General features: G+C 62.1%; 21 protein-coding genes. 9 read left to right on the top strand and 12 right to left on the bottom strand.

Features of this window, described 5'->3' with window-relative positions; all coding sequences use genetic code 11:
- Positions 1 to 11 precede the first annotated feature (11 nt).
- The gene (gene hydA, locus CAF87_RS14770) at positions 12 to 1451 is read right to left on the bottom strand and encodes a dihydropyrimidinase (protein WP_085732052.1); all 1440 of its coding nucleotides are present in this window, start codon (positions 1449 to 1451) and stop codon (positions 12 to 14) included.
- A 621-nt stretch (positions 1452 to 2072) separates the two neighbouring features.
- Between hydA and CAF87_RS14765 the strand changes: the two genes are divergently transcribed.
- On the top strand, positions 2073 to 3557 hold the full coding sequence (locus CAF87_RS14765; protein ID WP_085732051.1) for an NCS1 family nucleobase:cation symporter-1: 1485 nt from the start codon (positions 2073 to 2075) through the stop codon (positions 3555 to 3557).
- Between the two features lie 30 nt (positions 3558 to 3587).
- Positions 3588 to 4871 (top strand): Zn-dependent hydrolase, encoded by a 1284-nt coding sequence (locus CAF87_RS14760; protein WP_085732050.1) that lies wholly within the window; start codon positions 3588 to 3590, stop codon positions 4869 to 4871.
- A gap of 104 nt (positions 4872 to 4975) precedes the next feature.
- Here CAF87_RS14760 and CAF87_RS14755 read toward each other — a convergent pair whose 3' ends face one another.
- The 9 genes from CAF87_RS14755 to CAF87_RS14715 form a co-directional block, all read right to left on the bottom strand.
- Positions 4976 to 5185 (bottom strand): hypothetical protein, encoded by a 210-nt coding sequence (locus tag CAF87_RS14755; protein ID WP_085732049.1) that lies wholly within the window; start codon positions 5183 to 5185, stop codon positions 4976 to 4978.
- A gap of 150 nt (positions 5186 to 5335) precedes the next feature.
- The gene (locus tag CAF87_RS14750; RefSeq protein ID WP_085732048.1) at positions 5336 to 6724 is read right to left on the bottom strand and encodes an amidohydrolase family protein; all 1389 of its coding nucleotides are present in this window, start codon (positions 6722 to 6724) and stop codon (positions 5336 to 5338) included.
- A gap of 12 nt (positions 6725 to 6736) precedes the next feature.
- Entirely contained in the window at positions 6737 to 8092 is a 1356-nt protein-coding gene (locus tag CAF87_RS14745) for a nucleobase:cation symporter-2 family protein (RefSeq protein WP_085732047.1), read from the bottom strand.
- 91 nt (positions 8093 to 8183) lie between these two features.
- On the bottom strand, positions 8184 to 9227 hold the full coding sequence (locus CAF87_RS14740; RefSeq protein ID WP_085732046.1) for a GTP-binding protein: 1044 nt from the start codon (positions 9225 to 9227) through the stop codon (positions 8184 to 8186).
- Positions 9224 to 9847: a UbiX family flavin prenyltransferase gene (locus CAF87_RS14735; protein WP_085732045.1), complete on the bottom strand. Its 624-nt coding sequence runs from the start codon at positions 9845 to 9847 to the stop codon at positions 9224 to 9226. The genes CAF87_RS14740 and CAF87_RS14735 overlap by 4 nt, the downstream gene beginning before the upstream one ends.
- Before the next feature lie 11 nt (positions 9848 to 9858).
- The gene (locus tag CAF87_RS14730; protein WP_085732044.1) at positions 9859 to 11244 is read right to left on the bottom strand and encodes a UbiD family decarboxylase; all 1386 of its coding nucleotides are present in this window, start codon (positions 11242 to 11244) and stop codon (positions 9859 to 9861) included.
- 123 nt (positions 11245 to 11367) lie between these two features.
- Positions 11368 to 12273, bottom strand: coding sequence for an amidohydrolase family protein (locus CAF87_RS14725; protein ID WP_007952854.1), 906 nt, complete (start codon positions 12271 to 12273; stop codon positions 11368 to 11370).
- Between the two features lie 4 nt (positions 12274 to 12277).
- Entirely contained in the window at positions 12278 to 13207 is a 930-nt protein-coding gene (locus CAF87_RS14720; RefSeq protein WP_011334798.1) for an amidohydrolase family protein, read from the bottom strand.
- A 229-nt stretch (positions 13208 to 13436) separates the two neighbouring features.
- Positions 13437 to 14327 carry a LysR substrate-binding domain-containing protein gene (locus tag CAF87_RS14715; protein WP_085732043.1) on the bottom strand — a complete coding sequence of 297 codons (891 nt, stop codon included), beginning with the start codon at positions 14325 to 14327 and terminating at the stop codon, positions 13437 to 13439.
- Positions 14328 to 14445: 118 nt separating this feature from the next.
- On the opposite strand from CAF87_RS14715, the gene CAF87_RS14710 reads away from it, so the two are divergent.
- The 6 genes from CAF87_RS14710 to CAF87_RS14685 all read left to right on the top strand — a co-directional run bounded on the left by CAF87_RS14710 (position 14446) and on the right by CAF87_RS14685 (position 21512).
- Complete coding sequence (locus CAF87_RS14710) at positions 14446 to 14910, top strand: (2Fe-2S)-binding protein (protein WP_085732042.1); 465 nt, start codon at positions 14446 to 14448, stop codon at positions 14908 to 14910.
- On the top strand, positions 14910 to 17114 hold the full coding sequence (locus tag CAF87_RS14705; RefSeq protein WP_085732041.1) for a molybdopterin cofactor-binding domain-containing protein: 2205 nt from the start codon (positions 14910 to 14912) through the stop codon (positions 17112 to 17114). Before CAF87_RS14710 ends, CAF87_RS14705 begins: the two co-directional genes overlap by 1 nt.
- A 6-nt stretch (positions 17115 to 17120) precedes the next feature.
- A complete protein-coding gene (locus CAF87_RS14700) occupies positions 17121 to 18011 on the top strand; it encodes a LysR family transcriptional regulator (protein ID WP_085732040.1) in 891 nt (296 codons plus the stop codon).
- Between the two features lie 77 nt (positions 18012 to 18088).
- Positions 18089 to 19579 (top strand): helix-turn-helix transcriptional regulator, encoded by a 1491-nt coding sequence (locus CAF87_RS14695; protein WP_085732039.1) that lies wholly within the window; start codon positions 18089 to 18091, stop codon positions 19577 to 19579.
- 179 nt (positions 19580 to 19758) lie between these two features.
- Positions 19759 to 20001 (top strand): DUF1652 domain-containing protein, encoded by a 243-nt coding sequence (locus CAF87_RS14690; protein WP_085687595.1) that lies wholly within the window; start codon positions 19759 to 19761, stop codon positions 19999 to 20001.
- Positions 20002 to 20858: 857 nt separating this feature from the next.
- Entirely contained in the window at positions 20859 to 21512 is a 654-nt protein-coding gene (locus CAF87_RS14685; protein ID WP_256576015.1) for a trimeric intracellular cation channel family protein, read from the top strand.
- A 45-nt stretch (positions 21513 to 21557) separates the two neighbouring features.
- On the opposite strand, the gene CAF87_RS14680 is transcribed toward CAF87_RS14685, so the two are convergent.
- On the bottom strand, positions 21558 to 22325 hold the full coding sequence (locus tag CAF87_RS14680; protein ID WP_085687598.1) for an SDR family oxidoreductase: 768 nt from the start codon (positions 22323 to 22325) through the stop codon (positions 21558 to 21560).
- Between the two features lie 38 nt (positions 22326 to 22363).
- Positions 22364 to 23431, bottom strand: a complete 1068-nt coding sequence (locus CAF87_RS14675; RefSeq protein ID WP_085732037.1) for a phosphotransferase family protein — start codon at positions 23429 to 23431, stop codon at positions 22364 to 22366.
- 190 nt (positions 23432 to 23621) lie between these two features.
- Between CAF87_RS14675 and CAF87_RS14670 the strand changes: the two genes are divergently transcribed.
- Entirely contained in the window at positions 23622 to 24017 is a 396-nt protein-coding gene (locus CAF87_RS14670; protein WP_085732036.1) for a DUF4280 domain-containing protein, read from the top strand.

Here is a 24017-nt window from a genome sequence, read left to right as displayed (position 1 = left end):
ACGATCGGAGGTCAGCGTTTGACGGCCACAGGTTTGTGCAACTCAGCCCGCTTGCTCAGCAAATCAAATACCGCCGGATACGCCGGCCGTTCGATATACCGGCCCGCACCGCGCTCGGCGCGCAGGTCGCCATCGGCCCAGACCACTTTCCCCTGGCTGACGGTATGGCTCGGCACACCACGCACGGTCTTGCCTTCGAAGATGTTGAAGTCCACTTGCTGATGGTGGGTCTTGGCGGAGATGGTGCGGGTGCCTTGCGGGTCCCACAGCACCAGGTCGGCATCGGCGCCGACGCGGATCGCGCCCTTGCGCGGGTAGAGGTTGAAGATCTTGGCGGTGTGGGTGGAGGTGAGGGCGACGAAGTCTTGCATCGACAAACGTCCCGAATTCACTCCTTCATCCCACAACACCTCCATGCGGTCTTCGATGCCGGCGGTGCCGTTGGGGATCTTGCTGAAGTCGTCGCGCCCGGCGGCTTTCTGCTCGGCGCAGAAGCAGCAATGGTCGGTGGCGGTGGTGTGCAGATTGCCGCTCTGCAGACCATGCCACAGTGCCTCTTGATGCCCGCGCGGACGGAACGGCGGGCTCATCACGTAGCCGGCGGCGGTCTGCCAGTCCGGGTGCTGGTAGACGCTGTCGTCCAGCAGCAGATGCCCGGCCAGCACTTCACCGTAGACCGGTTGGCCCTTGCTGCGGGCATAGGTGATTTCGTCGAGGGCTTCCTTGGTCGAGACGTGTACCAGGTACAGCGGCGTGCCGATGGTTTCAGCGATGCGGATCGCCCGACTTGCCGCTTCGCCTTCGACCTGCGAGGGCCGCGACAGCGGATGCGCTTCTGGCCCGGTGATGCCCTGGGCCATCAACTTGCGTTGCAGGTGATAGACCAGCTCGCCGTTTTCCGCGTGCACGGTCGGCACCGCACCGAGTTCCAGGCAGCGTTCGAAGCTTGCGACCAGCGTGTCGTCGGCGGCCATGATCGCGTTCTTGTAGGCCATGAAATGCTTGAAGCTGTTGATCCCGTGATGGCTGACCAGCTCGGCCATTTCCTCGCGGACTTGCTCGCTCCACCAGGTAATCGCGACGTGGAAGCCGTAGTCGGACGCCGATTTCTCCGCCCAGCCACACCACTGGTGAAAGGCTTCGAGCAGCGACTGCTGCGGATTGGGAATCACGAAATCGATGATCGAGGTGGTGCCGCCGGCCAGGCCAGCAGCGGTGCCGCTGTAGAAGTCTTCGCTGGCCACGGTGCCCATGAACGGGAGCTGCATGTGGGTGTGCGGATCGATGCCGCCGGGCATCAGGTATTGGCCGCCGCCGTCGAGCACTTCGGCGCCTGCGGGAACATCCAGGTTTTCACCAATGGCTTTGATCACGCCGTCAGCGCAATAGACATCGGCGCGGTAACTTTCATCATGGGTAACAACGGTGGCGCCACGGATAAACAGAGACATTCCGAGTTCCTCGCAGGCATGACCGACTTGTGCCGGTTCTAGATGTTTTATTGTTTGCAGCGCCAAAAGCGTAATCTTGTCAGCGCTGTCAGGAATAGACGCTAGTCGCAGTTCTGAAATTGATCAAGATTATTTTTTATAAGCTTATTGCTGTTTTAACGTGCTGAAAAATAACGATAAAAATCGTAAATCACCAAAATGGTGAGGCGCTTCACCATTTTGACGCACTTGACAGGTTGGAAATATGAGCAAGATTTCCTATGTGAAATCAGCCGCTTGAAGTTGAGCTGCAACTGAGCGGCCACGATGAAAAAAAGTGCAGTGCACCAGATTGAGTCCTGACAGTTCGGACAACTTGCCTGGCATTTAGCCTGAGTGTTCAGTCAAGTGTTCGCGGACTCACCAGGTGAATAATTAAAACTGATCAACATCAGTCAGTTACAAAGCTTTAAAAGCACGGCCCGATGCGCAAGCGGGGCACCCGGCACGTTTATTGATGCCGCCGCTGACAGCATGGCCGGTGCATGAAAGCTGTCAGTTCCTCCGGCCATCGTCCGGCTCGCACCCCCATGTGCAGCCGCCTGATGAGCGAAAAATAATCAGAAGAACAGTGGAGCGGCCATGCAACAGAACAGATCGCAAGTGACCGAGCGCGACGGCTTGTTCGAACTCGAAGCCGGCAGCGACGTCCTCGACAGTCCCCGTTACAACCAAGACATGGCACCGACCAAGGTGCGCGAGCGAACCTGGAACAAATGGCACATCACCGCCCTGTGGGTCGGCATGTCGATCTGCGTGCCGACCTACACTCTGGGCGGCGTACTCACCGCGTATTTCGGTTTGACCGTCGGCGAGGCGCTGCTGGCGATTCTGTTCGCCAACATCATCGTCCTCATCCCGCTGACGCTGAATGCGTTTCCCGGCACCAAATACGGCATTCCGTTTCCGGTGCTGCTGCGCTCGTCCTTCGGGATTCTCGGCTCCAACGTGCCGTGCCTGATCCGCGCGCTGGTGGCGTGTGGCTGGTTCGGCATCCAGACCATGTTCGGCGGGCTGGCGATTCATCTGTTTCTCGGGTCGGTGTTCGAGGGCTGGAAATCCCTCGGCGGTACGGGGGAGGTGATCGGTTTCATGATCTTCTGGACGCTGAACCTGTGGGTGGTGATCCGTGGCGCCGAGTCGATCAAATGGCTGGAAACCCTTTCGGCGCCGCTGCTGGTGGCGGTCGGTATCGGGTTGCTGGTGTGGGCCATGCCGAATGTGTCGATGACCGAGTTGCTGGCGATTGCGCCGAAACGTCCCGAGGGCGCGAGCGTGGTCAGCTACTTTGCCGCCGGGCTGACCGCGATGGTCGGTTTCTGGGCCACATTGTCGTTGAACATTCCTGATTTCAGCCGTTATGCCCGTAGCCAGAAGGATCAGATTCTCGGGCAGATTTTCGGCCTGCCGCTGACCATGTTCCTGTTCGCCGCGCTGGGCGTGGTGATGACCGCGGCATCGGTGAAACTGGTGGGCGTCAGCGTTTCCGATCCGGTGACTCTGATCGGCCATATCCAGAGCCCGGTGTGGGTTGCGGTAGCCATGGCGCTGATCATCATCGCCACGCTGTCGACCAACACCGCCGCCAACATCGTCTCGCCGACCAACGACTTCCAGAACATCGCGCCCAAGGTCATCAACCGCACCAAGGCGGTGATCCTCACCGGGTTCGTCGGCCTGGCGTTGATGGGCCATGAACTGTTGAAGAAACTTGGATTGATCGTCTCCGATGTCAGCCTGGAAACCGTGTATTCGAATTGGCTGCTGGGCTATTCCAGCCTGCTCGGGCCGATTGCCGGGATCATGGTGGTGGACTATTTCCTGATCAAGAAACAGCAACTGGACCTGGCCGGCCTGTACCGCGACGACGTGTACCCGGCGTGGAACTGGGCCGGGTTCATCGCGTTCGGCGTGCCGGTGGTACTGACCCTGCTGTCGCTGGGAAGCAGCGCGTTCAGCTGGTTTTACAGCTACGGCTGGTTCACCGGCTCGGCGCTGGGCGGGTTGATCTATTACGGGTTGTGCGCGATGCGGACGAGCCCGGTCATCGTCAAATCGCCGTTGTAATTTCCATAAGAACTGCCTGAGGAGATCCCCATGAACGCAGCCGTAGACGTTCTGCAATCGACCCATCAGCACATCAACCGCGACCGCTTGTGGGCGTCGCTCATGGAGCTGGCGAAGCTCGGCGCCACGGTCAAGGGCGGGGTCTGTCGCCTGGCCCTGACCGACCTCGACCGCCAGGCCCGCGACCTGTTCGTGCAGTGGTGCAAGGGCGCCGGTTGCAGCGTCACGGTCGATGAAGTCGGCAACATCTTCGCCCGTCGGCCCGGTCGCAATCCGAACCTGCCGCCGGTGATGACCGGCAGTCATATCGACACCCAGCCCACCGGCGGCAAGTTCGACGGTTGCTTCGGCGTGCTGGCGGGGGTCGAAGTGTTGCGCACCCTCAATGACCTTGGCGTGGAAACCGAGGCGCCGCTGGAAGTGGTGGTCTGGACCAACGAAGAAGGCTCGCGCTTCGCCCCGTGCATGATGGGCTCCGGCGTGTTCGCGGAAAAATTCACTCTCGAAGAAACATTGGCCAAGGTTGATTCCGACGGCATAACGGTCGGCGAAGCGCTGAACGCCATCGGCTACGCCGGGCCGCGCAAGGTCAGCGGGCACAAGGTCGGCGCCTATTTCGAAGCACACATCGAGCAAGGCCCGATTCTTGAGGACGAACAGAAAACCATCGGTGTGGTACTCGGCGCCTTGGGGCAGAAGTGGTTCGACTTGAAACTGCGTGGCGTCGAAGCCCACGCCGGTCCGACCCCGATGCACCTGCGCAAGGATGCTCTGGTCGGTGCTTCGGTGATCGTCGGCGCAGTCAATCGCGCTGCCCTCGGCCATCAACCTCACGCCTGCGGCACGGTCGGTTGCCTGCAAGCCTATCCGGGCTCGCGCAACGTCATTCCGGGGGAAGTGCGCATGACTCTCGACTTCCGGCATCTGGAACCGGCACGCCTCGACTCGATGATCGCCGAGGTCAAGCAAGTCATCGAAGCGACCTGCGAAGAACACGGCCTGACCTACGAGCTGACCCCGACCGCCGATTTCCCGCCGCTGTACTTCGAAAAAGGCTGCGTCGAAGCCGTCCGCGGCGCCGCCAAAGGTCTAGGCCTGTCGCACATGGACATAGTCAGCGGCGCCGGCCATGACGCGATTTTCCTCGCCGAACTCGGCCCGGCCGGGATGATCTTCGTGCCGTGCGAGGGCGGCATCAGCCACAACGAAATCGAAAACGCCGCGCCGGACGATCTGGCGGCGGGCTGTGCGGTGTTGTTGCGGGCGATGCTGGCGGCTTCGGCGGCGGTGGCGGGTGGGCAACGAGCGGCGTGAACACGGACAGAGCTGGATAGGTCGGCAAAACATTCTATTGCCAAGCAAAGCTTTACCTGTGGGAGCGAGCTTGCTCCCACAGTTTTTGCACATTGGGCTTGCGACTACCCAAGTCTTTCGTTGTTGTTCGCCGAACCTTTGCGACGGTCACTGCCGTTCGGGTTGCCAACGTCCAGCAATCGTCTTTCCACCAGCACATTCTCAAGCGCCTGGCGTTCGGCCGGCGCCATCTGGTGTTCGCGCTTTTTCAGCTCCAGCAGGATGGGGCTGGACCAGGTGCGATAGGTCTGTTCGATGAGGCGGTTGGATGTCATCAGTCTCTCCTTGATCAAGAGCCCGGTGTAGCTGGCAGGGGCTCAATCCGATGAGGTACTAACGTTAGTCGACAAAACGGGAAGTCGCTAATGCCGCCGGCGGGAGCCGACGAGACGAATCGTCGCACCGTCGCTCCCACCGGAGATGTATCAATCGTCGACCTTCATCATCGCCTGCACACCCTCCCAAGCCTCGGCCCGCATCCGCTCGATATCCAGCCCCGGAATCACCCCGTCATCGACCACGATCCGCCCACCCACCAGGCTGTACTTCACCGCAATCGGCTCACCCGCAACGACCGGTGCGACGGCATTGTCGTGGAAGCCGTAGAACCTTGGATGGTCGAGGCTGTAGATCACCAGGTCCGCTGCCTGACCCACTTCCAATGTGCCGACCGCGCCGAGGCCGAGCACTTGTGCGCCGCCGGCCGTGCCCCAGTGGATGACGTCTTCGGCGGTGGTGGCCGAGGCGCCTTGTTCGGCGCGGTGGATCAGCCACGCGGTGTTGGCTTCGCCGACCATGCTCCCGGATTCGTTGGAGGCGACGCCGTCGACGCCGAGGGAGATCGGCACGCCGGCCTCATACATTTGCGGAATCGGCGCAACGCCGCTGCCCAGCCGCGCGTTGCTCACCGGGCAGTGGGAGACGCCGGTGCCGGTCTGGGCGAGCATGCGGATTTCTCCCGGTTGCAGGTGCACGGCGTGGGCGAACCAGACGTCCGGGCCGAGCCACTCGTGTTCGGCGACGAATTCCACCGGCAGGCAGTTGTACTTGTCGCGGCAGAAATTCACGTAGTTCTGCGTTTCCGACAAGTGCGTGTGCAGACGCAACCCCATGCCGCGTGCGGTATGCGCCAGTTCACGCAGCAGCGTTGGCGGCAGCGAGAAGGTTGGCGTGGTTGGCGCCACTACCACCCGCCGCAGAGCATCCGGAGTGTCCTGGTGGTATCGCGATTTCAGCCGTTCGAGATCGCCGACCATTTGCTCCAGGGATTCCGGTTGCAGCGCGGTTTTCGAGAAGCCCGGATGCGCGCTGGCGGACTCCAGTGCGCCGCCACGGCAGAGCACGAAACGCAGGCCGAACTCCTCGGCAAGGTCGAACAGCAAGTCGCCGGTCTCGGTGCTGCCGTGGGCGTGGTAGAGGTAGTGGTGATCGGCGCAAGTGGTGACGCCGGACAGCAGCAGTTCGACCATCCCCAGCCGCGCGGCGATCCGCGCCAGTTGCGGGGTAAAACGGTTCAGACGCGGGTAGGGCACGCTCGCCAGCCAGCCTTGCAGGTCCTGATTCAAGCCTTCGGGCACGGCTTTGAGCAGGTTCTGGAACAGGTGATGGTGGGTGTTGATCCAGCCCGGATAGACCACGGAATTACGCGCGTCTATCACCCGCTCCCCGGGTTGCGGCTCAAGGTTGGCAGCCATTTGCGCGATGCGGCCGTTGACCACGCGGATGTCCACGGCATCGGCCCGGGCACGGGGGCCGCGCAGGCCGGTCATCACCGCGACCGGATTCTTGATCAGGATGTTTTGAAGTTGAGTCATGGGCAGCTCCAGTCAGAGGATGTGCGAGGCGGATTTGCCGGGTGTGGTTTCTGGCACGCTGACGCCGTTGAGCGCCGCGTTGAGCAGCACCGACACCAGGCAGGCGATGACCACGCTGCTGTGCAGGAACGGCTGTGACCACTCGGGCAGTTGTTTGAACAGGGCCGGGGCGAGCACCGGCACCAGGGCGGCGGCGATGGTGAAACCGACAATCAGCACGTTGTAGCGATTGCGCTCGTAGTCGACCTTGGCCAGGGTCTGGATGCCCGCCGCCGCGACCACGCCGAACATCGCGATGCCGGCACCGCCCAGCGCGGCGGTCGGCATCGAGGCGATGATCGCGCCGGCCTTCGGCACCAGCGCAATCGAGCACATCAGCAGACCGCTGATCGCCACCACCCAACGGCTGCGCACGCCGGTCAGGATCACCAGCCCGACGTTTTCCATGAAGGCAATGAACGGGAACGCGGCGAACATCCCGGCGATGGTGCTGGCCAGGCCATTGGCGCGCAGGCCGTTGATTACCTGCTTGTCGTCTACCGGTTTGTCGACGATGTCGCCGATGGCCACGAACAGCCCCATGGACTCGACCATCTGTACGATCATCACGACGACCATGGTGGCGATGGGGATCAGACTGAAGGTCGGCAAACCGAAATAGAATGGGTAGGGCACGGTCAGCCACGGCGCGTCCTGCACGCTATGAAAGTTGCCCATGCCCAGACCGTAAGCCAGACCGGCGCCCACCAGCATCCCGACCAGCACCGCCATGTTACGCAGCAACGGGCTGCCATAACGGTTGACCAGCAGGATGGTCAGCAACACCACCACGGCCACCGCGAGAAACGCCGGCGCGCCGAAATTGCTCGCGTTGCGCCCGCCGCCGACCCATTCATAGGCAATCGGGAACAGCTGCAAGCCGATCACCGTGACGATGCAGCCGGTCACCACCGGTGGAAAAAATCGTCGCAAACGGCCCACAAACGGCGCCATCAGCAGGGTGAATATTCCGGCGCCGATCACCGCCCCGCAGACCCCGGCGAAGCCCACCTCCGGGTTGCTGCCGATGGCGATCACCGGGCCGACGCTGCTGAACGCCACGCCTTGCAGGATCGGCAGGCGCACGCCGAACTTCCAGAAACCGACGGTCTGCAACAGCGTGGCGATGCCGGAACAGAACAGCGTGGTGCTGATCAGCACCACCGTGTCGGCGTGAGACATCTTCAAGGCACTGGCGACAATCAACGGCACGGCGATGGCGCCGATGTACGAGACGGCCATGTGTTGCAGGCCGAGGGTGAGCATCTGTCGCACCGGCAAGACGCGGTCGACGGGGTGGACGGTGGAGGAAGAACTGGCTGACGACATGGGGAATCACCTCTAGCTGTTGTTATTCGGTACAGAGGGGTATTCGTTCTGTGTGCCCGGAACCGCCATCCACCGGCTCCGATGCCGGGCTTCAGCCGGCCAGGCAGGCGGCAAAGCCCTGGTTCAGCGCCGCCCGATCCAGGTCGCGGCCGATGAACACGATCTTGCTTGAGCGCGGCTCGCTGCCCCACGCGGTCGAGGCGCGGAACTCCACCAGGCTGTGCACGCCTTGCAGCACATAGCGCTGGTCTTCGTTGGCCACCGCCAGCACGCCTTTCATGCGGTACAGGTTGTCGGCCTGAGCGTTGCGCAACTCACTGATCCAGCGGTGGAACGCCATCAGGTTGACGGCGCCGTCCACGGCGATGCCTACCGAGGACACGCTCGGATCGTGTTCGTGCTCTTCAGCGTGATGGTCATGGTCGTGGTGATCGTGGTCGTGCTGATCCGCGCCGATTTCCATCAGCTTCTGCGTGCATTCGAAGGCGCCGATGCCGAGGATTTTCGACAGGTCGATCTGTGCGTGGGTCGAGGTCACCAGATCCGCCGTGGCGTTCAAACCACGGATCTTGCCGCGCAGAGTTTCCACCTCTTCAGGACTGACCAGATCGACCTTGTTGATGACGATACGGTCGGCGCAGACGATCTGATCCACCGCCTGATTGTCGACGCCGTCCAGTTGCAGGTCTTCCAGGTGTTGGGCGATGTGCTTGGCATCGACCATGGTCACGATGGCGTCGAGTTCGACTTCCTCGGCAATCGGGTCGTTGATGAAAAAGCTCTGGGCCACCGGGTACGGGTCGGCCAGGCCGCTGGTCTCGATCAGGATGTGGTCGAGCCGCACCGGGCGCGCCACCAGTTCGCGGACGATCCGCACCAGATCCTCGCGGACTTCGGCGGTGCAGCACACGCAGCCATTGACCATTTCGTAGATTTCTTCGGTCTCGGAACTGAGCACCAGATCGCCGTCGATGCCGACTTCGCCGAACTCGTTTTCGATCACCGCGATCTTGCGGCCGTGGTTTTCCTTGAGGATGTAATTGAGCAGGGTGGTTTTGCCGGCACCGAGGAACCCGGTGAGGATGGTGACCGGGATTTTCGTGTTCGGGGTCGGGGCGTTGAAAGGGGTGTTCATGTGAGGCTCCTTGGTAGTGATAGACCGGTGCACGATGAAGGGGAGTAAGGCTGGATTTGGTCGGGGGCCGGGGTTTCACCCCACCGCAGCGCAACGCCGGCATCGAGGCCGAACAGGTCGAGGACGCGGCCGAGGCTGTGGTCGACCATTTGCGCCAGGCTGGCGGGGCGGGCATAGAAGGCCGGCACCGGCGGGGCGATGATCCCGCCCATCTCGGTGACGGCGGTCATGTTGCGCAGGTGGGCGAGGGTCAGCGGCGTTTCGCGGGCCATCAGCACCAGCGTGCGGCGCTCCTTGAGGGTGACATCGGCGGCGCGGCCGATCAGCCCCGATGAGGTGCCGGTGGCGATCTCTGCCAGCGTCCTCATTGAACACGGCGCAACCACCATGCCCAGGCAACGGAACGAACCGCTGGCGATCCCGGCGGCCACGTCATCGGCACGGTGATAGTGGCTGGCGAGGGCGGTGACGTCGGCCAGTTTGTAGTCGGTTTCGTGGGCCATGGTCAGCAGCGCGGCGCGGCTGATGATCAGGTGGCTTTCGATGTTCAGATCGGCCAGCAGCTCCAGCAGGCGTACACCGTAGATGAAGCCGGACGCGCCGCTGATACCGACCACCATCCGCTGACGGTTCACGATGGCAGACCGTCGAGCAGTTGCCGCGCGCGTTCGAGCACGTCCTGATCGAGCTGCGCCTTGATCCCGTCAAACCCAGAGCCGCGCGTGGCATCCAGGCCCATCCGCGAGGTGGTGCCATTGACCGAGGATGACGGGTCCAGCGGGCTGCCGGGCAAACCGTCGATGGTGAAGATGTCGAGATGCGGCTGGAAATGCGTGGCCAGTGCCCACAGCACCTGGCTGTCGTCGGTGAGGTCGATGTCGCTGTCCACCGCGATCACGGTTTTCAGGTACGGATCCCAGCCGAGCAGTGCCAGCATGATCTGTCGGGCCTCACCGTCGCGGCTCTGGTCCAGCGCTACGTAGCAATGAAAATGCGTGCCGGAGTTCGGGTAATGCACGGCGGTGACGGCGGGAAAGCGTGCCTTGAGCTTCTCGCTCATTTCCGCTTCGCGGGGCAGCCGCGCCAGGGTCAGGTGTTCGGCATAGCGCCCGCCCATCACGTCCACCAGCCAGGCGTCCTTGCGTCGCAACAGGGTGTCGACGCGCAGCACGTTGTTGGTCGAGCGATCCGAGGAGTAACCGCTGAACTCGCCGAACGGACCTTCTTCGGCATAGGCCGCCGGGTCTATCGCGCCTTCGAGTACGAACTCGGCGTAAGCCGGCACGCCGATGCCGTAGCGCGGGGTCTTGACCAGTTCCAGCGGCGCACCGAACAGCCCGCCGGCCACCGCACGTTCGTCACTGCCATAAGGCAAGCGAGCCGCAGCGGCGAGCATGAACAACGGGTGCGCGCCGACCACCATGGCCACGCGCAGTTCTTCGCCGCGTTCGCGGGCGGTCTGCAACATCCGCCATAGATGCCCGCGTGAGTGCAGGCTGGTGGCCAACGCCTGACGGGCGTGGCGCATCGAGCGGTGATAGCTCATGTTGGCGATGCCGGTGAGCGGGTCCTCGGCGATGATGATTGCGTTGGTGATGTACGGGCCGCGATCACTGTCGAAATGCTTGAGCATCGGCAGCAGTGCGAGGTCCAGCGCTTCACCTTCGAACACCTCGTCGAGTACCGGGCCGGTTTCGACGTAGCGCGGCGCGATCGGCTGGTTGGCGCGGGTCTGAAAGGTTTCGTGTAACTGCGCGGCGCCGACGCCGAACAGCCGGGCGATACGCCGGCGGGATGCGAACAGATTGGTCGCCACCGGCACACCGAGGTTGCCGACGTGTTCGCAAATCAGCAGCGGGTCGCGGCCTTGGGCGGCGAGGGCATCGACCAGGGCGGTGACGTCCTGATCGGCAGAAAGGGGTTGGGTGATGGTCAGCACATCGTCCGGGTACTGGCGGCGATAGGCGTCGATGAATACGTGAAAATCCTGAGAGTCGCCGAGCGTCGAACGGGTCATGGTTTCACCTCGTAAAAAGCAGGCGCGCAGGGGTGAGGCTGGCGTTCGATCGACAAGCCGTTGGCCTGCCGGTCGAGCGAACGCCGGGTCATCTTCGCGCCTGTAAAGTCGCTGTGTACGGGTTTAGAGGTAGGTCGTGGTCAGACGAATGTCCGCCTCGGCCAGGTCCTTGGGCGGCGGGGTCGGTTCGATCCCGCACAACCGGGCGATGTTGTTGCCCAGGTAGTCCTCAAGGTGATCCTCGTCGATCCCCAGGCCCTGCGGCGCCGGCGAGCACAACACTTCCAGCTCGCGCAGCCACATGCCCGGTTCGTTCGGCGGCGAGTCGGTGCCGAACACGATCTTGTTGCGCGGCAGCTCCTTGGCGAACTCGACGATCCGCGACTGGAAGCACCAGCCGGATTCGCAGTACACGTTCGGCGTGTCCATCGCCATCCAGAACGCCTCGAACGAGTAGTTGCCACCGGTCTGGATGCCGAAGTGACCGATGATGAAATTGACCATCGGGAATTCGCGGATGATCGGGTAGAACATCGTCGGAATGGTGTACGGGCCATCGCCGGTGTGGATCAGCACCACGATGTTGTACTTGGCGCAGACCTTCATCGCCGGACGCAGCCAGTCGAGTGCGCGATCCGGGCGATAGCCGTGCATGTTGGCGTGCAGCTTGAGCATCTTGAAGCCGTATTCCTTGATGTGGAATTCCAGCTCTGCCGCACCGTTTTCCGGTCCCCAGCGCGGGTTGAAGTTGAAATTGCCGATGAAGCGGTCCGGGTACTTCACGCACAGTTCGGCGACGTAGGACATGTAGTCACGCACGCCCTCACGGCCACGGCGGTTGCCGTCGCGATACCCGGTGTTGCCCGGTGGCGGCTGGATGAAGCCCATGTCGATCCGGCGCGGCTTGCCGTTGATCATGTACGGGCCGTCCATCAGCTTGAGCATGCGCTCGCCGGTGAACGGTTCGCCGGTGTGACGCCAGGCCTCGTCGACCAGGTTGGTGGGGTGCAGATGGGTGTCGATGATCATCGGTTCAGCTCCTGGCCAGTTGAGTGGTGACGGGGCGCTTGAGTTGCGCCTCTGCTTCGGAAACGGAACGCGGCGGCGGGGACGGCTGAAGGCCGATCATCCGTGCGGTGTTGTTGCCCAGGTAGTCTTCGAGGGTGTCCTCGTCGAGATTCAGGCCCTGCGGCGGCTCGTGGCAGAGCACTTCGAGCAGGCGCAGCCACATGCCCGGTTCGTTCGGCGGGGTGTCGGTGCCGAACAGGATCTTGTGGGTCGGAAGGACTTTGGCGAACTCGACAATCCGCGATTGCAGGCACCAGCCGGACTCGCAATAGACGTTGGGCAGCTCCATTGCCCACTGCATCGGTTCGAACACATAGACGCCGCCGGTCTGCACGCCGAAGTGGGCCATGATGAAATCGACGTTGGGGAATTCCTTGATCATCGGCACCCATTCCGAGGGGATGCTGTAGGGCCCGTCGCCGGTGTGCAACTTGACCGGAATGCCCAGTTCGGCGCATTTCTCGAAGGCCGGACGCACCCAGTCGAGTGCACGGTCAGGCCGGTAGGCATGCATGTTGGCCTGCATCTGCACCATCTTGAAACCGTGTTCCTTGACGTAGCGCTCGATCGCCTCGACGCCGTTTTCCACGCCGCAGCGCGGGTTGTAGACGAAGCAGCCGATGAAACGGTCCGGGTAGGTCTGGACCATTTTCAGGGTGTAGGCCATGTAGGCGTCGATGGATTCGCGGCCCGACAGTTCGCCGTCGGTCCAGGTGTAAATGGTGTTGCCCTGCGGTGGCTGGATGAAGGCTTTGTCGATGCGGCGAGGCTTGCCGTTGACCATGTACGGGCCATCCATCATCTCCAGCAGACGCTCGCCGGTGAACGGGTCACCGTCATGCCTCCAGGCGAGGTCCACGAGATCCGTGGGATAGCAGCTGATATCGATGATCATTGAAGTCGATCTCCTGATAGCGGGGAAGGGAGCCTTGCGGCTCACAGCATCCACGTCCCGGGCAATCGGCCGTTTCTATGCGCAGCACTTGCGCATTCCCTCGCCTGTTCGCATCCGGCCCGGGTGGGTGGTTGCTTGAGGCGAGTATTGGAAGGCGGGGGAGGGTTCGTACAATATTAATTGGGTGGGGTGGTGATACTTGTTCGATATGGGCTTGTCAGCGATGGCGTCAGGACTGTGTTTGCCGGGCCAACTGCTTGATCACTTCAACAACAGGCGCCACGCGCTCAGCCTGCCCATGGGGCCACACCGCGTAAAGGTTGTAATGCGCCGCAATCTGCGCCTCGTTCAACGCCACCAGCCGCCCGCTGCGCAACGCATCGGCGGCCAGTAATCCACGTACCAGTCCCGCGCCGACACCCGCCTCGGCAGCCGCGATGAGATTCGCCGCGTTATCAAATACGACGCGAGCAGCAGGCTCCACCGCGGGCATACCCGCCGCATCCAGCCACGGAATCCACGACCGCCGCGTATACCCCAGCAGCGGTAATTCAAGAATCTGCGCCGGGTTCAACGGCACCTGTAAACCATGGCGCTCAAGCAGCGCCGGAGCTGCCACCGCCAACACCCGATCCCCGCAGATCTGGGTCATCTCGCAATCGTCCCAATCGCCGTAGCCATAGCGCAGCGACAGGTCCACCCGTTCGAACGTGCTGCGATCACTGCGCGGCATCGACAGGATTGTCACTTCGTAATCCGGCAAGCCATCGAGCAACTGCGGCAGGCGCGGATTGAGCCAGCTCTGGGCCAGTTCGCTGTCGACGTCGAGGGTCAGGCGCTGGGCCATGCTGCGGTTCTTCACCGAAGACAACGCCCGATCAATCTGCGCCAGACCATCCGACAGCACGCTGGCAAACAATTGCCCGGCGTCGGTCAGGTTACTGCCGCCGCCTTCGCGCACGAACAACGGCTGGCCGATGAATTCTTCCAGGGCGCGGATCTGCTGGCTGATTGCGCTGTGAGTCAGGTCGAGCTTGCGCGCTGCGCTGGAAAAGCTGCCGCTGCGCGCCGCGTGGATGAACGCGCTCATGGACTGCACCGACGGGTATCGCTTGTACATGTTGTTAGTCCTGCTTACACCGGTTGGCAGAAATCGTCGCTGGCCGCGTGTTGCCCGGGCTTCCAATAATCGGTGACCAGGCCCGCACAAAGACGGGCCGCTCTTTTGGAGCCTGACAATGATTGCATTCACGGTTAACGGCGAACGACGCGAGCTGGATGAAGCGTCCCCCTCCATGCCCTTGTTATGGGTGTTGCGTGATCAGTTGAAACTCACCGGCACCAAGTTCGGCTGCGGCATGGGCCTGTGCGGTGCCTGCACCGTGCACCTGAATGGCGTCGCGGTGCGTTCCTGCCAGTTGCCGCTGGCCGCCGTCGCGGGCCACAGCATCACCACCATCGAGGGTTTGTCGCCCAACGAAAATCATCCGCTGCAACTGGCCTGGGTCGCCGAAGATGTGCCGCAATGCGGCTACTGTCAATCCGGGCAGATCATGTCCGCCGCCGCGCTGCTTAACACCGGCGCGCCGGTCAACGACGACTCGATCCGCAACGCCATGTCCGGGAATATCTGTCGCTGCGGCACTTACGGGCGCATCAACAAGGCGATCAAACGTGCGGCGAATGCGCCGAAGGAGGCGTGATGAGCCTCGTCGAAAATACCGGTTTCGAACTGTCGCGTCGGGTATTTCTAAAGCAGACGGTGACGGTGGCGTCCGGTCTGGCGATTGCGCTGTATCTGCCAACCGGTGCAGCGACTGAAGCGAAAACCTCGGCCACCGAATTCGAACCCAACGCCTGGGTACGCGTGCTGCCCGACGGCACGGTGAAACTGGTGGTGCACAAGCACGATTCCGGCACCGGGACCCAGACGGCTTTGGCCGCGTGCGTGGCCGAGGAACTGGATGTGAACCCGATGACCGTGCAGGTCATCACCCCGGAAGATCCGTTCTTTGAAACCTATATTCATCCGGTCTGGAAAGTCTTCTCCACCGGCGGCAGCACCAGCGTGTCGCTGGAATACGATCGCCTGCGCACGGCCGGCGCCACGGCGCGGGCGCTGCTGATCAGTGCGGCGGCGCAGCAGTGGAAAGTCAGCCCCGAGAGCTGCTCCACCGAAGAAGGCCGGGTCGTGCATGCCTCGAGCAAACGTAGCCTCGGATACGGCGAACTGGCCGGCGCGGCAGCGCATCTGCCGGCACCGGCCAACGTCACGCTGAAGGATCCGGCACAGTTCAAATACATCGGCAAGTTGCGCCACAAACGCGACGCGGCGGCCAAGGTCTGCGGGCGCTTCAAGTACAGCATCGACGTGCAGTTGCCGGGGATGCTGGTGGCGGTGATTCAGCGTGCGCCGGTGGTGGGCGCGAAGGTTGTCGCGGTGGATTCGGCGGCCACGTTGCAAGTGCCGGGCGTGCGCAAGGTGATCGCGATTCCGGGGCGGCCGGATGTGCTCGGCGGCAACCTCGAAGGCGTCGCAGTGCTGGCCGACACCTTCTGGGCCGCGCAGCAGGGGCGCCAGTTGCTGGAGATCAAATGGAGCGACTCCCCGCTGGCCGGTTTCGACAGCGCCGAGCTGAGCAAAGCACAGATCGCAGCGATCAGCGATCCGGCAACGCAAACCGTCAAAGCCATGGCCCAGGGCGATGTCGCCGGGCAATGGTCGGGCGCGGCGAAGTTGCTCGAAGCCGATTACACGATGCCTTACAAGGTGCAAAACCCGCTGGAGCCGATCTGCATCACCGCGCAGGTCAAGGACAAGGCGATCACCTATTGGGGCGGCGTGCAGGTTCCGTCGTCGGCACTGGAAGCGGCGCAGACCGTGTGCGGCATCGGCAAGGACAAGGTCACGATTCATGAACTGGTGTCCGGCGGCAGCTTCGGTGCGCGGGAAGCCAAATACTGGCTGTTCGAAGTCGCGTATCTGGCGCAGCAGACCGGCGTGCCGGTGAAATTGCTCAACAGCCGCGAAGACGAAATGCGCGCGCTGTTCAATCACCCGGCCACGCTTCATCGGGCGAAGGGCGCACTGGATGCCCAAGGTAAACTCACGGCGCTGCAACTGCATGCGGTGTCGCCAGAATCGCCGGAACAGTGGGAACCGGGCTATTTCGAGCGCGCGGATCACATGGATTACAGCACCACCGAGGCCATCACCGCGTGGGACTTCGCCTACCGTCCGCCGCACCTGGACCTGACCTGGGTCAAGCACGAAAGCAACGTGCCCAGCGGCTGGTATCGCTCGGTGAGCTTCATTCCCAACGTGTTCGCCGTGGAAAGTTTCATGGATGAACTGGCCCATGCCGCCGGTGAAGATCCGCTGGCGTTCAGGCTGGCCAACATGCAGGAACGGCCACGGCATGTCGCGGTGCTGAAGCAGGCGGCCGAACGCGCCGGTTGGGGCCAGAAACTGCCGCCGGATACGGCGTTGGGGATCGCCACCAATCAGGGCTACACCAGTTTCATCGCCGTGGTGGCGCGGGTCACGAAGGTGGACGGCAAGGCCCGGGTCGAGAAGTTGACCTGTGTGGTCGATTGCGGTCTGGCGGTGTCGCCCGGCGGGGTCGAGGAGCAGATTTACGGCGGATTGATGTGGGGCCTCGGTCATGCGCTGTTCGATCGTCTCGACATCCAGCAGGGCAGGGTGGTGCAGAGCAACTTCCACGACTATCGCGTTACGCGGATGTCCGACATGCCGCCCGTGGACATCCTCGTGCTCGATGGTCAGCCGGACAAACCGGGCGGCGTTGGCGAGCTGGGCAGCCCGTCGGTGGTTCCGGCGATTGCCAATGCGCTGTTCAGCCTGACCGGGGTGCGTCAGCGTTCCACGCCATTGAACCTGGGGTAAGCCACCATGGACCTGCGTTTGCTGCGGTACTTCATGGCGCTGGCCGATGAGTTGCACTTCGGCCGTGCCGCCGAACGGCTGCACATCTGCCAGCCGCCCCTGAGCCAGCAGATCCGCTTGCTGGAGGAAGAACTTGGCACGCCGCTGTTCGAGCGCAGTCATCATCGGGTCGAGCTGACGGCGGCGGGGCAGATGCTCAAGGAGCAGGCGCCGCTGGTGTTCGAACAACTCGAGCGGGCGCTGGACCTGACCCGCCAGACCGGGCGCGGGCAACTGGGCGAGCTGGAAATCGGCATGATCAGCTCGGTGATGGTCGGCGTACTGCCCAAAGCGCTGCACCTTTTTCGCGAGCGTTACCCGCAGGTGACCTGGCGTCTGCATGAGATGACACCGGCGGCGCAGGTCAAGGCGTTGAAGGAGAAACGCATCGACGCCTGCGTGTTCCGCGTCGGTTATGACGATCCGCAATTACGCAATGAACTGCTGATCCATGAGCCAATCCATGTGGTGATGCCGCAGGATCACCCGCTGGCCCGACGCGAGGTGCTGGCGCCGGCTGATCTGGCGCAGGAGCCGTTTGTGGCGCTGGAATTGAAGCAATCGCGGTTCGCCAATTTTCTCTATCAGTGCTGCATTCAGGCCGGGTTCACCCCGCAGATCCGCCAGCAGGTGATCGAGGTGCAGACCTTGCTCAGTCTGGTCCGTGCCGGGTTCGGCGTGGCGCTGTTGCCGGCGTCCATCGAACAACTGGCGCCGGCCGGACTGATGTTCCGGCGCCTGACCCCGGCGCTGCCGCAAGTGCCGCTGTACGCGACCTATCGGGCGGACGATGCCTCGCCGGTGCTCAAGCTGTTTCTCGATACGCTGCGGGAACTGGTGGATCACTCATCGCGCTGACCAAGGGCAAAATTGACCGGCACGATCACAACGGCCTGCGGTCGTAATCTTCACATGAGTGTACTTGTGGAGAACCAATGAGCCGGGACGTCCTGACCACCGAAACCAATCGCCGTCAGTTGCAACAGATCATCGCCGGTCTGTCCGACGGGGTGATTCTGCTGGAACTCGACCAGACCATCCTCTGGGCCAACGAAGCTGCGCTGGCGATGCATGGCGTCAGTCGCATCGGCGAGTTGGGCAACAATGCCGGGGAGTATGCCGAGCGCTTCAACCTGCGTTATCGCAACAACCACACGCTGACGCCGGAGCAGTACCCGATCAGTCGCGTGGCGGCTGGGGAAACTTTCAGTGACGTGCTGGTGGAAGTCACCCCGCACAGTGATGAAGAACGCACCTGGGTGCACAGCGTGCGCAGCATGGTGCTGACCGATCGTGACGGCGAGACCGAATCGCTGGTGCTGATCATGAGCGACGTCACCGATTGGGCCAACGCCGAGCAGCGCTTCGAAAAAACCTTCAACGCCAACCCCGCGCCGGCGGTGATCTGCCGCCTCAGCGATCTGCGTTACATCAAGGTCAATCCGGGGTTTCTGGAGATGACCGGCTACACCCGCGATCAGGTGATCGGCGCCTCGACCTATGAACTGGATATTCTCGAACAGGCCGAGCGCAAGGACCTGGCCATCCAGCGCCTGCGCGATGTCGCGACCATTCCGCAGATGCAGGCTGAGTTGCGCTTGCCGGACGGTGGCAGCAAACAGGTGATCGTCGCCGGCCAGCCGCTGGTGCTCAACGACGAGGACTGCATGCTGTTTTCGTTCGTCGACATGGAGCTGCGGCACAAGGCCGAGGTCGCCCTGCGTCAGAGTGAGGAACGGTTCGCCAAGGCCTTTCGCCTGACCCCGGTGCCGATCCTGATTTGCAGCGCCGACGAGCAGCGGCTGATCGACGTCAATCAGGCCTTTCTCGATACCCTGGCTTACGAGAGCGAAGACGTGCTTGGCAAGACCGTCGCGCAACTGGATTTCATCGATGAACCGGCGGAACGCGCCCGGTTGCTGGCAGCGTTGGAGAAGAGCGGCCGGGTCGATCGCGTCGATATGCGGATCCGCAGGAAAGACGCCGAATTGCTGGAGTGCGCGGTATCCGCTGACACCGTCAACATTCAGGACACTGTGTGCTATCTGCTGGTGCTGATGGACATCACCGAGCGCAAGCGTACCGAGCTCGAACTGGTGGCGGCGATTGAAGAGGTGATGAAGGATGCGTCGTGGTTCAGCCGTACGCTGATCGAAAAACTGGCCAATGTGAAGAAGGTCAATTCGCCGCAACTTCCAAGTGTGTCGTTTACCGACCTGACGGCTCGCGAGCGTGATGTGCTGGGGTTGATCTGTGAGGGGTTGGCGGACAAGGAGATTGCTGCGCGCTTGAAACTGGCGCCGAACACGGTGCGCAATCATGTGGCGACGGTGTATTCGAAGCTCGATGTGCACAGTCGCAGTGAGGCGATTGTCTGGGCGCGGGAGCGTGGGTTGTTTTCGGGGGGCGGCCGGGGGCAGCGGTAAGGTGCAAATGCACTAGTTCATGGGGTGCAAATTCGGGTGTTTGATCGGGCGGGCTGTTCTTAGTCTGGTGGGGTGCGATGCGTTTTTTTCGTGATCGTGCCTTTTTGGAACCTGCTAATGGATCAGCCCTTTATGAATGTGTTGTTTGTTGTTGAGTCTGGTTGTGTGGAGCTGGCGCAATGATTTATCTGGCGCAGTTGCGGGCTCGGCTTGAGCGTAGTTTTTCGCCGTTGGCTTGTGAGTGTGTGGTGGATGGGGATCATTCGCTTACGGTGAAGTTGTATCACCCGGCTTCCGGGCAGGTTGATCTGGTGATCAGTGGGTTGAGTCTGGATGCCTTGCGCACGCCGGAAGCGGTGGATGCCTTGATTGATGAATTGCGGTATGAGCTTGAGAGTAATTCTTTGCGCTCGTCCGGGTGAGCTTGGCGGCCTTTGGGCCGACCAGGCTCAGGGGGGGATGTGAATATCCGTTGCTGCGGTAACGGCTTCTTAGGGTTTCGCCCTTACGGCGAGTCACCTTTTCCAAACGCCGAAAAGGTAACCCAAAAGGCTTTACCCTGACGTACGGCCCTCGCTGTGGCTCGGGTTCCTTCGCTCCGGGATTGATCCGGGGGGCATCGCCTACGGTTTGCTTCGCTGCACCTCCTCTCGATGTGTTTGGCTTCGCCAAACGGTCGCTGCGCTCCCACCCCCGGATCAATCCCTCCACTCAGCCTGCCGACGGGCTCTGCGATCAAAAGCGGTACTCGAGCTAACGCTCATCGTGTTGAGTGGTGGGAAGCAAAAGCAAACGCGTAAGTCGAGTTGATCGTTCCCACGCTCGGCGTGGGAATGCAGCCCGGGATGCTCTGCGTCTCAATCCGACGTTCAACTGTGGGGGATGGCTTGTCGGCGGTGGCGATGGATCAGTCGACTCATCCCGAAAATCGACAGCAAATCCTGCCAGTTCGAGCCATTTCACTGGCACTTGCAGTCCACTGGTCTATAAGGAATGAGTGGTTCGGTTTCCATAACCGGGTATTTGCACGCTCGGCGACGGGAGTTTTTCTTCCATTTATCGCGGGTCATCCTATGAACAATCCTGGGAAACGCGTGTGTTTTTCGTTGTTGTCGGCTTTAGGTCTGGTGCTGCTCAGTGGTTGTGCCAGTCCTCCACCCCCTCCGCCGGCAGCGCCGCCTCCGCCACCTGAACGCACCTGTCAGGTGATGGAAAATACCGAGGTCGCCGGTGACATGTATGCCGACGGACAGGTAACCCGACACATCACCAAGACGCGTTGCGTCACTCAATAACGCACGCGCCGTCGAAGGCGCGGGTCGAGTGGATTGTGCTGGTGGCCGATCTGGTCGGCACCGCGGTGTTTGCCGTTGAAGGCGCCATTGCGGCGATGCACGCTCAACTCGATCTGCTGGGCGTGATGGTGATTGCGTTCATCGTTGCGCTCGGTGGCGGGGTGACGCGTGATCTGTTGATCGGCGCTACGCCGCCCAAGGCCGTGGCTGACTGGCGTTATCCGGCGCTGGCGTTTGCCATGGGCGGGGTGGCGTTTGTTTTTCATGAGCAGGTGCTGGGCTGGTCCGGTTCGACCTTGATCGTGCTGGACGCGGCGGGGCTGGCGCTGTTTGCCGTGGCCGGGGCGCAGAAGGCGTTGAATTTCGGCATTTCGCCGTTTGTGGCCATGCTGATGGGCACAATTACCGGCGTCGGTGGCGGGGTGCTGCGGGACATTGTGCTGGCGCGAGTGCCGGTGGTGTTGCAGGCGGATTTGTATGCCAGTTCGGCATTTGTCGGCGCGGCGGTGTTGATCATCGGGCGCAGACTGGGCGTTTCGCCGGTGGCGGCTGCGTTGCTGGCAGGGGCGGCGTGTTTGTTATTGCGCTTGTTGTCGGTGCATTTCGGCTGGCAGTTGCCGAAGATTCTGGAGGCATGAAAAAGGCAGCCCTTGGGCTGCCTTTTCGTTTGCTTCAGCGGCGGATCAGGACAGGAAGCCGCCGTCCACGTTCAGCGAAACGCCGGTGGTGTAGCTTGAGGCGTCGCTCGCCAGGTACAGCACGGCGCCAGCCATTTCGCTTGGGTCGGCCACGCGCTTGAGCGGGATTTGTGTCAGGGCCTGTTTCAGGATTGCGTCGTTCTTGACCAGGGCCGAGGCGAACTTGGTGTCGGTCAGGCCCGGTAGCAGGGCGTTGCAGCGAATGCCGAATTGCGCGCATTCCTTGGCGAAGACTTTGGTCATGTTGATCACGGCAGCCTTGGTCACCGAGTAGATGCCCTGGAAGATTCCCGGCGAGATGCCGTTGATCGACGCCACGTTGATGATGCTGCCGCCACCGTTCTCACGCATCAGCTTGCCGGCCTCCACCGACATGAAGAAGTAGCCGCGAATGTTCACGTCGACGGTTTTCTGGAAGGCGCCGAGGTCGGTGTCCAGCACGTTGCAGAATTGCGGGTTGGTCGCGGCGTTGTTGACCAGGATGTCCAGGCGCCCGAACTGTTCCTTGATCCCGGCGAAGACCTGGCTGATCTGCTCCATTTCGCCGATGTGGCAGGCGACCGCTGTGGCCTTGCCGCCGGCGGCGATGATGGCGTCGGCCACGTGTTGGCAGCCTTCGAGTTTGCGGCTCGAAACGATCACATGGGCACCTTGCTGGGCCAGCAGTTTGGCGATGGCTTCACCGATGCCACGGCTGGCGCCGGAGACGAAAGCGATCTTGCCGTCGAGGTCGAACAACTGAGTCTTGGACATGGGATTCCCTTGTAGTAAGCCTTGTTATAACGCCGTCATCAGAGGCTGGATTTGGCAATGACCTGCAGGCTCATCTGCTCCAGCAGTTTGTTCATGTGAATGAACTGCGCGAAGCGTTTGTCCTGGGTCTGGCCATGGAAGAAGCGGTAGTAGATCTGCTGCACGATCCCGGCCAGACGGAACAGGCCATAGGTGTAGTAGAAGTCGAAATTGTCGATCTGGATGCCCGAGCGCTCGGCGTAGTAGTCGACGAATTCGCGGCGGGTCAGCATGCCCGGGGCGTGGCTCGGCTGGCGGCGCATCAGTTGCACCGGTGCCGGGTCGTCGGCCTGGATCCAGTAGGCGAGGGTGTTGCCCAGGTCCATCAATGGATCGCCGAGGGTGGTCAGTTCCCAGTCGAGCACGCCGATGATCTGCATCGGGTTGTTCGGGTCGAGGATGACGTTGTCGAAGCGGTAGTCGTTGTGGACGATGCTGGAGGTCGGGTGGTCGGCCGGCATCTTGTCGTTGAGCCAGGCTTTGACCTGTTCCCAGTGCGGTGCGTCCGGAGTCAGGGCTTTTTCGTAGCGCTCGCTCCAGCCTTTGATCTGACGGGCGACGTAGCCTTCAGGCTTGCCCAGATCGCCGAGACCGCAGGCGTTGTAATCGACCCGGTGCAGCTCGACGAAACGGTCGATAAAGCTCTTGCACAGGGCTTCGGTTTTCGCTGCATCCAGGCCCAGTTCCGGCGGCAGGTCCGAGCGCAGGATGATGCCCTTGACCCGCTCCATCACATAGAACTCGGCGCCGATCACCGATTCATCGGTGCAATGCACGTAGGCTTTCGGGCAATACGGGAAGCCGTCGCGCAACTGGTTGAGGATGCGGAATTCGCGGCCCATGTCGTGGGCGGACTTGGCCTTGTGGCCGAACGGCGGACGGCGCAGGACGAATTCCTGGTCCGGGTATTCCAGCAGGTAGGTCAGGTTCGACGCGCCGCCGGGAAACTGGCTGATCTGCGGCGTGCCGGTCAGGCCCGGAATGTGCGCCTTGAGGTACGGATCGATCAGGCTGGCATCGAGTTCTTCGCCAGAGCGGATACGGGTGGACTGGTCAGTAAGCGCCATGCTTATCCCTTCTGCTTATTTTGGAGGCCAGACATCATTGGCTAATCTAATGGCGCGCTCGGGCGGTCACAAGCGCGGTTCGGTCTTATAGGTTAGCGTGTTGCACGATAATCACCTTTGGGAATGTGCGCGGCGGGCCGCTGGCGACTAAGGTTTAGCGGGTATGCCGTGTCCAGGAAGGAGCTTTGAAATGGGCTGCCCGCAAGTCTGTGCCAGCGCCACCCTGCAATGCAGTTTCGGTGCTGCGCCGGCAGTGCTCAACGTGTTGCCGGTCAACCGCACGCTGACCGGCGGGATGCCGGCGGCGAACATCATGGATCACATTCCGCTGGTCAACGTCACCACGTTCGGCATGTGCATGAGCATGGCCAACCCGATGGTCGCCGCTGCCACGGCTGCTGCGCTGGGGGTGTTAACGCCGATGCCGTGCATTCCCGCCACCGCCTCTCCGTGGATTCCCGGCGGTGCGCCGACCCTGCTGCTGGGCGGGATGCCGGCGATCGATGCCAACAGCACGTTGATGTGCAATTGGGCGGGGGTGATCAAGATCGTGATGCCGGGGCAGATGCAGATGTTGATTCCCTGA

This window comes from Pseudomonas sp. R38(2017), assembly GCF_002112395.1.
Taxonomy (GTDB): Bacteria; Pseudomonadota; Gammaproteobacteria; order Pseudomonadales; family Pseudomonadaceae; genus Aquipseudomonas.
This window is presented reverse-complemented; position numbering and strand designations above follow the sequence as displayed.